Raw genomic sequence first — 14,649 nt, 5'->3', positions numbered from 1 at the left:
ATGAATAATCTGGATGTTGGCCTCGTGATCGGTGCGGGGGTCTTTGTGGTGCTGGGGATGTATTGGGGCTTGATCCGCCAAGTGCTCTCGATTGTGGGCCTGATCGTGGGGGTCGCACTGGCGGGTCAGTTTGGCCCCAGTGTGGCTGATTGGCTCAGTTCGTTTATTGGCGACACGCGGGTAGCAGGGATTGTGGGCTTTGTGGCGGTGTTGGTATTAGTGAGCAGCATCGCCAGTATTGCGGCGTCCCTGCTACGCATCTTCGCCGGGTTGCTCTTCCTGGGCTGGCTCGATCATCTGCTGGGTGGGGTATTGGGCCTGATTCAGGCGATCTTAGCCGGGGCAATTATCCTGATCGGGATGATCACCTTCCCGACACCAGCTTGGTCTTCCGCCATCGCGACATCGCTGTTAGCCGGGTGGATCGTACAGGTGGGCCAGGTCTTTACGCTGATGTTGCCGGAGATGTTTGATGCTGCGGTGCGGGGGTTCTTAGGGCGGTAGAGACGCAACATGTTGCGTCTCTACCGAAAATGGTACGTCACTACTTCTTGGTTACGGCGCTAGCGGCCTCGTTGGCAGCCTTGGTTACCATACGACCAAGCTCGTTCTGGGCATCAATCGCCTTCTGGGCGGCATCCTGCCACGTCGTGATGATCTTCTGGGCCTGGGTCATGTCCCAACCCTGCATCATGCTACTGGGATCAGCCTTCTTGAGCAGGTCAAACCAATTCTCCGAGAAACGCACCTGGGTATCGGTCATGGCACGGGTCATCTCCAACACCTGACGGGTCAACTCCACCGCATTACTGGGCATACCCGGCACCGTGGGCATGGCCGGCATTCCCGGAATCCCCGGCATATTGACGGAGGCGGTAGCGACGCTCTCGGCCCACATCTGGGTGAGCTGAAGCTGCGACTCGAGCGCCTGCTTGACCGTGCCGCGCCATGTCTCGACCATCTTCTGCCAAGTTTCGGGACTCTGCGGGGTGGACATTAATTGCATCGAATTGAGCCAGGAATCCCATACTTTCTGCTGCGTGCCAGTCCAGGTCTTGATCATGTCGTTCGCCTGCTTCGTCCAGTCCATTCGGGTTCTCCTTTAGTATGACCATCAGTATGGTTTTGCGTTCTTGGTGTTGCACTGATCTGAGCGTATCTGCGTAGGTTACACCGGAGTTACGTCTGCTGGCTCTAGTGATGCTACAATGCCTGAGAAGATGACCATTGGTGGTCTGGTTCTATTCGCATAAGGAGCACGTGTCAATGCCGACCATTATTCCAGGATTGCCGGTTCTGCCCGCTCGTGTCCACATCCGTGAAGTTGGCCCGCGTGACGGGCTTCAGAATGAGGCGTGCATTCTGAGTACAGAGCAGAAACTTGCGTTAATCACGGCGTTGAATGCGACGGGGCTGGATCAGATTGAGGTCGGCTCGTTTGTACGGGCGGAGAATGTGCCCCAGATGGCGGATACGCCGCAGGTGTTTGCGCAGTTGGCGCGTAAACCCGGGGTGATTTACAGTGCGATTGCGCCGAATGAGGTAGGGGCCAAGCGAGCGGTGGCGGCCAACGTTGATGCGGTACAGGTCTTTTTGAGTGCTTCGGAGAGCCACAACCGCAGCAATGTGAATATGGGGATCGAACAATCGCTGGTGCAGGTGGCGAACATGGCGGCGATTGTGCGTGGCGCGGGGTTGCCCTTTGATGCGGTGCTTTCGGTGGCCTTCGGCTGCCCCTTTGAGGGCGAGGTAGCGATTGAGCGGGTACTCGATCTGTGTGCGCGGCTGCTCGATCTGGGGGCCGAGAACCTGACATTGGGCGACACGACCGGCATGGGGCATCCGGTGCTGGTGCAGCAGGTGGTGCGCGCCTTCCACGAGCGCTTCCCGCGTCAGCCCTTGCGCTTGCACCTGCATAGTGCGCGGGGAGCCGGTTTGGCCAACATCTTCGCTGCCATGCAGTTGGGCGTGGATGCCTTCGATAGCAGTATCGGCGGGATCGGTGGCTGCCCATTTGCCCCCGGCGCACCAGGGAATCTGTGTACCGAGGATATGGTTCACATGTTCCACGAGATGGGCATCGAAACCGGACTCGATCTGCCGGCGCTGATGCAGACAGCGCGTATGCTGGAAGAGATGCTCGGCCACGAAGTTCCCTCGCAGACGATCAAGGCCGGGATTTGTAAGCATATTACGGGGTAGCAACCATGAAGATCGCCGAGCGCATCGTCATCATTACCGGGGCATCGGCGGGGATCGGCGCGGCCACAGCGCGCACCTTCGCGCAGGCGGGAGCGCGGGTGGTGTTGGCGGCGCGCTCCCGCGAGCCGCTAGAACGGCTGGCCACCACGCTCCCCGGTGATCCGCTGGTCATCCCGTGTGATGTGGGCAACCCCGATCAGTGTCGGGAGTTGATCGCGCAGACTCAGGCCACCTGTGGGCGGGTGGATATTCTGATCAACAACGCCGGGGTGGGGCTGGCCGGGCCGGTAGCCGAGTTGGCCACCCCCGATCTGGCGCGTGCCTTTGCGGTGGATCTCTTTGGGCCAGTGTGGCTGAGCCAAGCGGTGCTGCCAATCATGCGGCGGCAAGGCCATGGCCAGATCATCATGGTCTCCTCGGTACTCGCCGAGCAGACCCTCCCCTACCTGGGGGGCTACGCGGCGGCCAAGGCGGCGCTGGAGCGTATGAGCGAGGCGCTACGCATGGAGTTACGGGGAAGTGGCATTACGGTGAGTGTGGTGCGCCCCGGCACGACCCGCACCGAGTTCAGTCGGAACCGGCTGGGTGGGGGCGCGGAGCAGCGTCGCTTGGCCCCCAAAGGCGTACCGCCGGAAACCGTGGCGGCCACGATCCTGCGCGTGGCGCAGCGCCAACAACGCACAGCCTATGTCACCAGGGGGGATCGGGTGGGAATCATGTTGGCCCGTGCCTTCCCCGGCCTGATCGAGCGGGTATTGGCGCGGGCGATTGGGTGGGGGAAGTAGGGGCGCATTGGCGTTCGGTTTGCGCACCGGTTTTTGACCGCAGAGGACGCCGAGGAGCGCAGAGGAAGAACCAGAGGTCGTAACCACAGGTAGCGCAAAATCCATCTCTCTGCGTACCTCTGTGTCCTCTGCGGTTGATATGGTGTACCCGCCTACTCGCGCCCATCCGGGTGGCAACGCATACAATCCTGGTAGTTCGTAATCCCCTCTTCTAGGTGCTCGGCACGTACCTTGGCTTCGCTATGCGCGTGGCAGTTGTAGCAGGTGTAGGTCGTGTACTGGTTGGGGGGTGGGTTGGTGTGGCAGGTCGCGCAGGCGATCTGGCCTTCACCACCATGATTGAGCGGGAAGGTATGATCAAAGATCACATTCTTCCAACTGCTGGTCACATGGCAACTCGCACAGTCGGTACCAAACTGACCGAAGTGTTCCTGCGGTTCAGCGTGGCAACCCACACAGGTGGTGGGGGTGCCTTGATAGATCTGGTTCTGGTGGCAAGCGGCACATTCCAGTTGGATGTGTGCGCCAGTCAGCGGGAAGGCTGTGCGGCTATGGTCAAACGTCACCTGCGCCCAGCCTGAGGGGGTATGACAGGCCGCACAATCAGTGCCGTAACTCCCCTGATGCACGTCATCTTCATGGTGGCAGGCGAGGCAGGTATCGGCAGTGGTGGCAAACTGCTCAGGATGGCGGGTATTGGTATGGCACATGCCACATTCAACCTGCTGGTGCAGCCCTTCTAAGGGAAAACGCAGGCTGGCATGGTCGAAGTTTCTATAGCGATCCACCCCATCGTGGCAATCCAGGCAGGTTGTTCCAAAATCGGCCTGATGTTGCGGCATAAAGGCGGGCTGATCCTGGGTATGGCAGCCGATACAATCCACCGCAGCGGCATCATAGGCATTGAATGGGCGCGGATTCTGGTTGAGCGGGGTATGGCAATCAGCGCAGGCAAAGGCTTGCCCACCCGCTGTGAACTGGTGCGCCGCGAGCGAGAAACCGAGTTGCGCATGCGGGAACTCATTCAGCGGCGCATCGGTGAGGCTGGCCGACTCGCCGCGATGCTCAACGTGGCAACCCATACACACGTTGGCATCGGGAAGCGCCCCGTGGAGCGTCGCTGGATTGCCGATTTGACTCTGGATGTCGCTATGACACGCCAAACATGCAGCAGCCATGGTGCGCCCCTCCCAGGGAGCCGTATGGCACGCTCCACAATCGCCACCAATCGCGGCGTGCGAGGCGACACCCCCAAGGGGGGTTCCGTTACGCTGTTGTGTACTCAGGGGGCCAGGGCTAAACATCGCACCACCACTGAACCAGCCAATGACGACCAAGCCAATGATGGTAATGATCCCGGCACCAATCCCAAAGGGCGTGAGGCAGCCAAGGCGGTTCATAATAGTCTCTTAAAGACGCAACAGGGTTGCGTAGTACATGGCCCCGCCAACATGCACAAAGGCCATAATGAAGAGCGCCACACCGAGCGGCACATGGACAGTATGCCAAAGGGCTAACAAGCGGCGAGCCATATCCAGGCGTTCGATCTGGCGCAGTAGACGCTGGCGTTCCTGCATGATGCGGCGCAACTCACTCGCGGTGGCTTGGTCCTGACTACCAAGCTGTCCCATGGCGCGTTCGAGGGCGGCCCGATCCCGCCAGGTGATCAAGGGCCGGACTAAGACACTTGCCAAGGGGCCACCCTGGGGCGTCGCCAATGCTGGCAACTCCAGGGCGGGGGCCGGCTCGCCCGATGTGCGGGTGCGGGTGAGAATCTCTAGGCGCGCCGCGCCCGCCGCCAGTTGCGTCTCCAGGTCGGCAAGACTCAGTTCCGCCCCATCGAGGGTGCGCGGGATGGCGGTGTAGAAGTAGCGCCCCACCACGCCACTCAGCACGACGACAACGGTGAGGAGCAACACCACCCCGGCGAGGCCGCGAAACTGCCATGCCGTATGGAGCAACACCATATACGAACCAACAATCCCGCTGACAATATGCCACTGTAGCCAACTACTCAGCCGCCCATAGGTCCATGTGCGGGCGCGTTTGCGTAGGGAATAGAGCGTTTCGGTGGCCAACATCAACACGAAACCGATGATGCCGATGCTGTGGCCGACGAGGCCACTCGCAGCGGGCGTTCCGAAGCGTGAGAGCCAAAGGTACAGCCCCGTAATGGCACCGAGCGCCACCAGTGAGATCTCGATCTCATAGGTCGTCTGGCGCAGCGGGCGAGGCGGGTCAACGTGTGGCGTGGTTGCCATAGAGATGCTCCAAGGAGGCAGCAAAATCGGTAAGCAGGCTGGGAGAGGCATGGCTCTCCTGCATGAGCGCGGCACGAATCGGGCTGATGTCGGCTTGGGCGCGGATCAAACGCTGGATCGTGCGCGAAAGACTCTGATCGCCCATCAGTACCGCACCGCTGATCGTGCGTTCGCCCAGCATCAGACGGATGCGATTCACGGCGTGGCGCTCCACCACCACCCAACTGGCATGGGCATGGCGCCATGTCTCGCTGTCGCCACGCGCAATCGTTACCAGATCGGTATCACTGCCACTGCCCACCGCCCCGATGATCGTGGTCGGAATCCCGGCCAACAGAGTCACATTCATGGCTACATGGCGCTGATAGGGCTGCGGAGCACCCAGCATAGTGTGGGCCGCAGCATAGCCGTGGTTACGCGCCGTCGGCCAGAGGGTGTCGAGGGTAGCTTGGCCGAGTACAGGATCATAGACCTGGGCCGCATCTCCGGCGGCGAGGATGTCGGGGACACTCGTCACCATATGCGTATCGGTGAGGATGCCGCGATCCACCTTGATACCCGCGTTGCGGGCGAGATCGATCTGGGGGCGGGTACCAATCGCCACCGCCAAGATCTGGCATGCGATGCGTTCCCCGGTTTCAGTCTCGATGGCTTCGAGCTTGCCGCGTGTGCCCAACACCTGGCGGATACGGGTCTGGTAGTGGATACTGATGCCATCGGCACGCAACCGATCTTCAACCAGACGCGATTCCTCGGCATCCAACAGATTAGCCCAGTACCGGTCGCCACGCAGGAGGTAGTGGACATGCACCCCACGCGCATGCAGTCCTTCAGCGAGTTCGAGCGCGGTGATCCCACCGCCGACAACGACGGCGGTTTTGGCACGCCGCGCCCGTTGCACTAAATGGCGGGCATCATCGAGCGTATCGAGATAACAGACCCCCTCCAACTCCGATCCAGACATATCGGCGGGAACCGCCCGCGATCCAGTCGCCAATAAGAGCCGGTCATAGGCGATCTCCTGGCCATCAGCCAGTTTGAGGCGGCGTTGGGCGACATTGATCTGGTTAACGCGGGCCTGCACCCAACGCACCCCCAGATCCCGCAGGCTAGCCGGGGAACGCAGGATCAATTGGCGCTCTGGAACACGACCATTCAGGTAGTAGGCCAAACCAGGGCGCGAATAGAAACCGGCAGCTTCGGCACTGATCAGCGTGACTTGAGCTTGGGGGGCACGGGTACGCAACACTTCAGCGGCGGAGACGCCCGCCACGCCTGATCCAACAATTACATACTGTGTCGCCATGGGGCGATCCTTAACTTCTATGTCTCTGGGCGTAACGGCACAAACTCCAACGCTCCACGCGGGCAGCGGGCCACACACTGGCCGCAGGTAAGGCATTGGCTATCGGTGATCGGTATGCCGCGCCATGCATAAGCCCGCACATCCAAGCCAAGTGGGCAGTTGTGGCTACAGATACCACACTGCACACAACGGCCAGCATCGGGCTGCACACACCCACGCGCCAAAACTTCGGCACGGGTGAGATCAAAAAAGATCGAGCGACGATCTATGCTCATTGGAAGCCTCATAAGTACTAGGGAACACTTCTGATGATACAACGCAAAGCTTGGAAATTGCTTTGAATCTAGGGCGAAGCATCGCCCACCATGTGGCACGGAGAACACAGACTACATTCGTGGGCAATGCTTCGCCCCTACTACATCGTTCTTAACCAATTCCAAGAAGAATGCAGTAGGCTACCCATGGTGTCCGCATCCACAAAACAGAAGGTTTCCCAGCATGAATGCCCGTTCAAGCCGTACCATCGTCGCCGTTGGGGTCGCACTAGTGCTGATCGTGATTGGAGTGGTGATCTCGAACCAAGGGAGTCGTACAGCCCCAACCACCACCCAACCCACCAGTGTTGCCCCGGCTATCATCCCCACAACCCAAGCCACCGCCCCGGTAATAAATGCCACTTCGGTACCTTCAAACAGCTACGCGGTCACTGCGGATCAGGCGGGGAGTATTGCCCTTGCCACTGCACCCGGTACGACCCTTCAGGGCACGCCAGTCATTGTGACCTACCAGGGCGCAACGGTCTACGAGGTGACACTGGATACAGGGATGGTCTATGTTGATGCAACCAGCGGCCAAGTAGTGGCGAGCACCGTGCCCAATAGCAGCACCACCAACACCAATGGCGGCGGCGAGGGTGATGATGATGACGATGAGCATGACGACGACGACTAAGCCGTAGCGGGGGCTTCGGGGGCCTGCGGCCCCCGTGAAAATTTCGCTTATTGGGGGGTGTTTTGGCGGCTGCGCCGCCAAAACACCCCCCAATAAGCTTTCAGAGGTAAGACTTAGGCTCGGTGAAGAAACCTAAGCATCTCGTGAGTAAACGACGAGGGTTTCCCAATAGAATTCCAAGAGAGCCGATCTATCCTGTTCATAGGTTCACATACGAACAGCAAATAAGACCGAACAGGAGTAATAGATATGCGCCAGCGCACCACCCGCACCTTTCTCGCAATGATGATCGCGATAACCTTGGTCTTTGTGAGCGACGGGATTTCGATCCTCTACGCGAACTTTTCAAGCGTGGTTCAGTTGAAGGAATACCCGATCTCCTACAAGAATGCGAGTTCAATCGCCCTCTCGCACGAGCCAGATGCGCGGGTCTTAGGCCAGCCCGTCTTGGTGAGCTATGCGGGGATGATGGTCTATGAAGTGACGCTGGACACCGGGCGGATTTACGTGGACGCGGAGACGGGGCGGGTGGTGGCGAATACGGCACGCGGGCCGATCAGTTGTGAGGTGTCGGCGGGGGGGTGAGGTCTTTTGTTAGCGCGAAAAAGCCTTGGGACAGCCGGAACGCGGCGCGTTGGCTTCGACAGGCTCAGCCAACGCGCCGCTGGCTGAGCTTGTCGAAGCCATGCGGCGCATCCCAAGATTTCTTCGCGCTAACGGTCTTTTTCAGCATACAGGCGACACACAAAGGAGCGAGGGCGAAATGCCCTCGCTCCTTTGTGTGTCACCCGGATTTTTACACATCCTCTTGCTATAATGCGAATAGATCTACACCCGTTTTGTATGCGTAGGAGTTGCCCTATGCCCTTCTCCACTGCCCACGCCCTCGTTATCGGTGTTGGTACGTATGCCCATGTGCCGCGCTTCAATGTGCCGATCACGGCCACTGATGCCACGAGTGTGGCGACGGTGCTGCGCGATCCGCAGTTGTGTGGCTACCCCTCGGAACAGGTGGCGCTGCTCAGCAATACGGACGCGAGCCGTGCGGGGATTCTAGCTGCGTTGGATGGGTTGACGCGGGTGAATGCGGATGATACGGTCTTCATCTTCTATGCAGGCCATGGCGAATATGGCGATGATGGCTACTACCTGACCACCCACGATACCCGCATGGACGGGAAGAAGGTCGTGGTCGGTACGGGGGTGCGCGAAGCCGAGTTGATTGCGAAGTTGCGGGCGATCCCGGCCAAGCGGCTGGTGCTGATCGTCAATGCCTGCCACGCCGGTGAAATCTCGCCCGTTCTGGCCGCCGGGGATGCCCCACCAACCGGCAACCCCATGCCGCCGCCCGTCGCTGCGGCGCTGCTGGGCACCGGCGAGGGGCGGGTGATCATCAGTGCGTGCCGTGAGAACCAGTACGCCTTCATCGGCCCCGGCCCGCTCACGCTCTTCACCCAGGCGCTGGTGGATGGCCTCCAGGGCAAGGGGATCGTGAGTAACCATGGCTATATCAGTATTTTCGACCTCTATACCCATCTCTACTTCACGCTTGAGGAGAGCGTCACGCGCCAGATCTCTGTGGCGACACGCAAGCACTATGGCGAGAAGCAGGAACCAGAACTGACCATCCTCAAAGGCGTCGGGCCGTTCGCGGTGGCGCTCTACCGGGGCGCATCCACCCTCGGCACATTCGATGCCTCCAGTTCGCCCCCCGAAGACACCGCTGTACGCGAGGTCAACCCGGCCTACAGCCAGGTGGTGCTGCGTCAGCGCCAGCACCAGCAACGCATCAGTGGGAACGCCCAGGTCGGCGCGGCGATTGCCGGTGATGTTCACGGCAACGTCAACGTGGATCAGCGCAGGCAGCAGGGCGGGGTACACTTTGGCGATGGCGGGCAGTATGGCGACATCTCGATTGGTGATGTGGTGGGCGGCGATACGATCACCACCGGCGACATTCGGGGTACGGGGATCGCCATTGGGCCAGGGGCGCAGAGCAGCGTGCGCCGTGTGGAGACCGGGGGCGGGGATTATGCCGAGGGGAGTATTGATAAGCGCCGGGGCACCTTTGTGAGCGGCGATCAGTTCACGATGTCCGGCAACTTCAGCGGTGCCCTGCTGAACATCAAGTCCACCCTGAGCAACGTGACCCAGAGCATCGCTGCGGCCCCGCACGCGGATGCGGCGGCGAAGGCCCAGTTGCAGACGCTGCTAGATCAACTGAGCACCGAGCTTCAGCGGGTACCCGCCACGCACGCGGCGGCGGCGGAGCAGACCGCCAAGCGGATCGAGCAGACCGTCGCCGAGGCCACCAAGCCCCGTCCCGACCGCGAGGATGTGGCCTACAGCTTGAAGCGGCTCCAGCAGGCCGCCGAGCAGATCGCCCTGGTGTTGCCAACCGTCTTGCCGATTACGATACAGATCAGCGAGGTGGTGCGGAGGATGATCGGGGGGTGAGGTTTCGGGGTGCATACCGGAGGGTTAGCCGCAGAGAACACAGAGAACGCAGAGGGAGGATGGAGGGGCGCATCGCGATGCGCCCACCGGAGGTTTGACCGCAGGGGACGCAGAGGGGCGCAGAGGGATGGGATGTTGAGGGTGATCGGGGGGAATCTGTAGGGGCGCATCGGGATGCGCCCACCGGAGGTTTGACCGCAGGGGAAGGATGGAGGGGCGCATCGGGATGCGCCCACCGGAGGTTTGACCTCAGAGGACGCAGAGGTGCGCAGAGGAAGGATGGAGGAGTGCAGAGGGATGCGACCACCGACCAGCGTCGGTGCTACCATACAAACCGAGTATACATAGCAGGTCGTAAGTTGCTACAATTAGGGGTAATGAAAGGATCTGACTATGACAATGCTACAGATAGAGTACCCCGAAGAGCTACTAGAAGCCACGGCCCAGTCTAGGCAGGAGCTTGAAGGGTTAGCCCGCGAGGCATTATTTATACGCCTCTATGATCTGGGTAAACTCTCGTCAGGAAAAGCATCTGAACTACTCGGAATATCGCGGAGGGAATTTCTCGATCTCCTGGGCATCTATGGCGTGTCTGCCTTTGATGATACTCAGGATGTTGTAGCAGAAGCGAAGGTTGCTATTGATGCTCGGCTGAACAACTGCTGGGCATGATTGATATAGATAATGTGGCCGCTCATCTATAGCCAGTGTGCTACTTGCTCAAACTGCAACAGGCGGTTAGGTCTTTCTGAAGCCGCAAAGCCTGCTATGCGATCCTCAGGCTTTGCACACAACCTACAGATGAGCGAATGTGGCGCTGGATTTATATGACACACCGATGCGAATGAAGAAATCCTTGAATAATCTGATCGCGATGGACTGAAGTGTCAGGCTGAAGAACCTTTATGTGCTTGCCCAGTTCAATAATGATCGTTCCAGCACAAGGGCAGCCACGCGGTGTACGTATATGCCTCATCCCACGCGAAGTAGCATCTGCTTCAAGAATGGCCTGAATAGCATCCTTGTGAGAGCTAGGGTTTTCAACACAACGGCTTGTTACTTGAGTACAGAGCAATCGCATTTCTGAAAGATCACGAATAGCATGAAAGACATGATCATTGGGGTGGTCATAGCGACTACCATCTGTTCCAACGGATACAACCACGATTGAAGGTTCAACTGCATCTAAAATATCGGTAGGGTTTGCGTTTTTCCATGCACCATGGTGGGGAAATTTAAGTACGTCACTTCGCAAATCTGCATGACGCCTTCGTAACTCGTTCCATCCACTTGGTTCAATATCTGCCGTAAGCAAGGCTGAAGATCCAGAACTTTCTATCCGAAGAATAGCTGATGTATTGTTCAATCCAAGGTGGTTAAGCTTGCCCATCTGAGCATGCGAGGGTTGTAAAATTCTAATTGCTTGTGTGATCGTCCCTTCAATCTCTAGACGATCTCCACTGCGAGGCCGCAATAATGGAATACAAGAGAGTTTGTTAGGTTCCTGCTCTGCCCAAGTCACCAACTCTTGATAGGCTGTACGTCGCACCCGCTCACGTATCTTTAGATCACTAGATATCTCACTATGCTCATCAGCATCAGGGGGTGGCGGTTGACGGTTGTAGAACCAATTAAAGATAAGACGTTCACACTCAATACCCAACTGTGGCCTACAGTTCTCAAGGAAACCCACAGATTCCTTAAAGTGATCGAGATGCAGATGGGTAATAATTAATGCACGAATAAAGCGGATATTTTCACCACGTAGGTACTCAATGACTGTATCTGCTTCGGGACAATCAATAATGACAGCTTCTCCGGTATCCGGCACTGTCACCACGATACTATCACCTTGCCCTACATCAAGGAATGCTATTTTGACGCTATGCTGAAACGTCATCCGTCTTGTTCTCCGCCAGAACCAAAAATATAGCTCAATTCTTGGACAAGCTCTTTCTCATCTTGATATGTGTGCTGCTGTGGAGCAAATGAATTCCACACAACACCATCAAGTGAACGTTTGCGCTTGTTGGCAAACGGTATTTTTGCTCGAAAGGGAGTCTCTGGGCGCAGCATCCATCCAGGCATTAAGGGATCGATGGGCACGGTCTGTATATCGTCGAAGTCACTGATCCAGAGAGACACGACTCCCTGCTCAGGCTGCACGTCTTCGACGATACCGCTAACTACATAATCAGCAATGCTACGATCTGGTTGGGGGTCAAGTGTGATTTGAGGGCGCTCATCCCACGCTGATATAGCACGTAGTCGTGCGTAGGTGGCATCGTCTAGGTCATAGGCTCTGCGAAGGATCGTATCAATGGATTGAACGGCTTCTTCCGGTAGTTGCTGGTTAGCATTTGCAGCTAATTCAATCTTTTGTACAGCATCAGTCAAGCTACGACAATCATCTGGACTAAGATCACAAGGAATAGGTATGGTATCAATAATGCGTCGTTCAATCCATGGATAACTACGATGTTCAGCAATCCAAGCATTACTAACGTGCCAGTTTATGATGGCCGTTAATGCTTCTTTAGAGAGGTGGGGATTTGTCTCTGTATTAGGCGACACAACCCAGAAACTATGCGAGACGTGATAACCTCTGCGTTCAACAACAGCTTTAGCACGTCTACCCCAACTAGTATTAGGTGAAGCAATCATGATGATCTTTTCCGAGTCAAGTAGGTGTTTGTTTTCAAGACGTGGCTCTTCAAAATCTCTTGGGTAAGTTGCACTGATTGCCGCATCATAATTGATATACCATGATCTCGACATAATTCGTCGAGCATCTGTCAGCCATAAAATATTGCTTTGGCTTGAATAATTTAGCCATCGCTTCTTTTCGGTTTTTATTCCTCGAATGGTACCAGGAAATATTGTTGCTAATAATGTAATATCATTACATTTCTGGCGAATCATATTCCAATCCAAATTCGACAAGATGACAGATTTAGATATGATATCATTCTTTGTTGTATTAATCGTAACTTTATTACTCTTTGATGGATAAATATCTGAATTAATACTTGAAGCTGTAAAAATACCTGATTTTACAAATTCCTCAATAGTACCATTCTGAATATTTCGTGTACGTATTGGGAATATAGTTTTACGCTTCTCAGATTCCTTACGTGCAAATAGCACCATTGGATGTACCTTTGCATCAGGAAAAACTCGTCTTGGAAGTTCCCAAATCTCAGTAATATCACAGTTTTCGAGTAAATTGTGCCGTATTTTAGGAGCCGCTTCAGAAATAAGAAATGATTGAGGCATAATCATAGCAATATAACCACCCGGTCGTACCCTACGAATGGCAAGATCTATGTGCGCATTTGCGGCTTCAACCCGCGTTCGTTTTCCTTCGGTTGGCATAAGATCATCAAGGGTTTCTGGCAGATCCCGCCTACCCCTAAAGGGTGGATTGCCAACGATAATGCCCGGGTTATGCGTTTCAATCCAGGGCCATTGACGCGCATCCTCATGCTCAATGTGCCAACTATCTTCTGACGTAGCAAGCAAAAGCCCCAGACCAGCAAGCTGCGCTGTAAAAGTGTCAATATCATTACCGATAATATGTTCTCTTAGTGAACGACCACGCATATCGCTCAGTTGCGACAATCGCTCAGTCCCGGCAATCAAAAAACTCCCCCATCCACATCCCATATCTACAATAACGCGATGATCGGGCGGAAGGAACTCAATAGGAATGTTTTGCAGGATGCGACGAGTAAGATAGAGGGGAGTATCGTAGAAACCTAACTTCTTTCGTTGTTCTTTACTATAGGCTTTGGTATAAAGGGCACTGAGCATGTCGGGAACAAAGGCAGAATAGTATATTTGGCGCAAGATGGTGTAGGCACGTTCAATCTTCTCGTAATTTCTCAGAAAAAAGTGTCTTGAACGGAAATAGGTCGGATATCGCTCGGCAGCAGTGAAAAACAATCGATCTAGTGACAGATTAAGTCCCTGCTGCCGCATTGATTCGTCAAAGATACCGGTATCAGCAAGAATCGTTGCGCCAAGCATTTGAATTGCCAAACCGGTAATTTCGCGGTCTGAAATATCAGGCCGATCACCCATGTCGTTGCGCAATTGTGTTACTGCTTGTCCAAATTTGTCTACCAGGGTGTCACGAGTGATATCAATGGCCCATAATGCAAGTTGAAGTGGTTCCAACTTCCGTAAGTGGGGATGCACGAACTGACTACGTCCCTGTTTCACACTGACGATCTGCTCAGGAGCAAAATCAACTCTGTATTCTTGAAGTATTTGAGATAGCTGAGAATAGGAAATCGCAGTACCTAACTCAACGGGTTGTATGGTCTTTCCATCTAATGTACTTGCCCAAAATGAGAACCTGTCTTCTCGATGAATAATATGAAAAGGTGCTGCTGTCGGGGCAAGAACTGAAACAATCTCTCTTTCAGTAAGATCATTTGTTGCGTTGTACACGACGCATCCAGCATATTCTGCCGGAGTACGACGAACAGGATCAGCGAAGGCCAACATATTGAGTTTCAGATCAACATTACGGCTAGTGAAATTGTAAGAATCAAGAATAGCCTTACGCGCAAAGCCGCGCTGGATCAGGCTATCATAAACTGCCTGACGAGCGTTATCGGGCAATGGCACAAAGCCGGGATTGAAACCAAATGGAGCGGCTTGTGAGAGCATCTTTGCCTCT

Annotated in this window: 14 protein-coding genes; 7 read left to right on the top strand and 7 right to left on the bottom strand. The window is 55.9% G+C overall.

The annotated features are described in order from the left end of the window. Positions 1-504, top strand: a complete 504-nt coding sequence (locus EKD03_RS00335; RefSeq protein ID WP_129626135.1) for a CvpA family protein — start codon at positions 1-3, stop codon at positions 502-504. Between the two features lie 40 nt (positions 505-544). Here EKD03_RS00335 and EKD03_RS00330 read toward each other — a convergent pair whose 3' ends face one another. Further along, on the bottom strand, positions 545-1,090 hold the full coding sequence (locus EKD03_RS00330; protein ID WP_238613240.1) for a hypothetical protein: 546 nt from the start codon (positions 1,088-1,090) through the stop codon (positions 545-547). 176 nt (positions 1,091-1,266) lie between these two features. Between EKD03_RS00330 and EKD03_RS00325 the strand changes: the two genes are divergently transcribed. Together EKD03_RS00325 and EKD03_RS00320 are read left to right on the top strand one after the other, a co-directional pair. Further along, entirely contained in the window at positions 1,267-2,202 is a 936-nt protein-coding gene (locus tag EKD03_RS00325; protein WP_129626133.1) for a hydroxymethylglutaryl-CoA lyase, read from the top strand. Positions 2,203-2,207: 5 nt separating this feature from the next. Further along, complete coding sequence (locus tag EKD03_RS00320) at positions 2,208-2,987, top strand: SDR family NAD(P)-dependent oxidoreductase (RefSeq protein WP_129626131.1); 780 nt, start codon at positions 2,208-2,210, stop codon at positions 2,985-2,987. 152 nt (positions 2,988-3,139) lie between these two features. Here EKD03_RS00320 and EKD03_RS00315 read toward each other — a convergent pair whose 3' ends face one another. Genes EKD03_RS00315 through EKD03_RS00300 form a run of 4 tightly spaced genes read right to left on the bottom strand, consistent with a single transcriptional unit; the run spans position 3,140 to position 6,829 of the window. Beyond that, the gene (locus EKD03_RS00315) at positions 3,140-4,387 is read right to left on the bottom strand and encodes a cytochrome c3 family protein (protein ID WP_129626129.1); all 1,248 of its coding nucleotides are present in this window, start codon (positions 4,385-4,387) and stop codon (positions 3,140-3,142) included. 9 nt (positions 4,388-4,396) lie between these two features. Continuing rightward, positions 4,397-5,248, bottom strand: coding sequence for a hypothetical protein (locus EKD03_RS00310; RefSeq protein ID WP_129626127.1), 852 nt, complete (start codon positions 5,246-5,248; stop codon positions 4,397-4,399). Next, positions 5,226-6,554, bottom strand: coding sequence for an NAD(P)/FAD-dependent oxidoreductase (locus EKD03_RS00305; RefSeq protein ID WP_161569140.1), 1,329 nt, complete (start codon positions 6,552-6,554; stop codon positions 5,226-5,228). Before EKD03_RS00305 ends, EKD03_RS00310 begins: the two co-directional genes overlap by 23 nt. A gap of 17 nt (positions 6,555-6,571) precedes the next feature. Beyond that, positions 6,572-6,829 carry a 4Fe-4S dicluster domain-containing protein gene (locus EKD03_RS00300; protein WP_161569139.1) on the bottom strand — a complete coding sequence of 86 codons (258 nt, stop codon included), beginning with the start codon at positions 6,827-6,829 and terminating at the stop codon, positions 6,572-6,574. A 223-nt stretch (positions 6,830-7,052) separates the two neighbouring features. Between EKD03_RS00300 and EKD03_RS00295 the strand changes: the two genes are divergently transcribed. The 4 genes from EKD03_RS00295 (at position 7,053) to EKD03_RS00280 (ending at position 10,634) form a co-directional block, all read left to right on the top strand. Then, positions 7,053-7,505: a PepSY domain-containing protein gene (locus EKD03_RS00295; RefSeq protein WP_129626121.1), complete on the top strand. Its 453-nt coding sequence runs from the start codon at positions 7,053-7,055 to the stop codon at positions 7,503-7,505. A gap of 249 nt (positions 7,506-7,754) precedes the next feature. Next, positions 7,755-8,090 (top strand): PepSY domain-containing protein, encoded by a 336-nt coding sequence (locus tag EKD03_RS00290; RefSeq protein ID WP_129626119.1) that lies wholly within the window; start codon positions 7,755-7,757, stop codon positions 8,088-8,090. Between the two features lie 276 nt (positions 8,091-8,366). Beyond that, on the top strand, positions 8,367-9,962 hold the full coding sequence (locus EKD03_RS00285) for a caspase family protein (protein ID WP_161569138.1): 1,596 nt from the start codon (positions 8,367-8,369) through the stop codon (positions 9,960-9,962). A 393-nt stretch (positions 9,963-10,355) separates the two neighbouring features. Next, complete coding sequence (locus EKD03_RS00280) at positions 10,356-10,634, top strand: UPF0175 family protein (protein WP_129626115.1); 279 nt, start codon at positions 10,356-10,358, stop codon at positions 10,632-10,634. A 151-nt stretch (positions 10,635-10,785) separates the two neighbouring features. On the opposite strand, the gene EKD03_RS00275 is transcribed toward EKD03_RS00280, so the two are convergent. Together EKD03_RS00275 and EKD03_RS00270 are read right to left on the bottom strand one after the other, a co-directional pair. After that, the gene (locus tag EKD03_RS00275) at positions 10,786-11,862 is read right to left on the bottom strand and encodes a ComEC/Rec2 family competence protein (protein WP_129626113.1); all 1,077 of its coding nucleotides are present in this window, start codon (positions 11,860-11,862) and stop codon (positions 10,786-10,788) included. Then, on the bottom strand, positions 11,859-14,639 hold the full coding sequence (locus EKD03_RS00270) for an HsdM family class I SAM-dependent methyltransferase (RefSeq protein WP_129626111.1): 2,781 nt from the start codon (positions 14,637-14,639) through the stop codon (positions 11,859-11,861). Before EKD03_RS00270 ends, EKD03_RS00275 begins: the two co-directional genes overlap by 4 nt. Between the last annotated feature and the right edge of the window lie 10 nt (positions 14,640-14,649).

Source organism: Candidatus Oscillochloris fontis (genome assembly GCF_004138135.1).
GTDB classification, from domain to species: domain Bacteria; phylum Chloroflexota; class Chloroflexia; order Chloroflexales; family Chloroflexaceae; genus Oscillochloris; species Oscillochloris fontis.
Note: the sequence above shows the minus strand (reverse complement) of the source record. Positions and strands in the feature narration are given on the sequence as shown.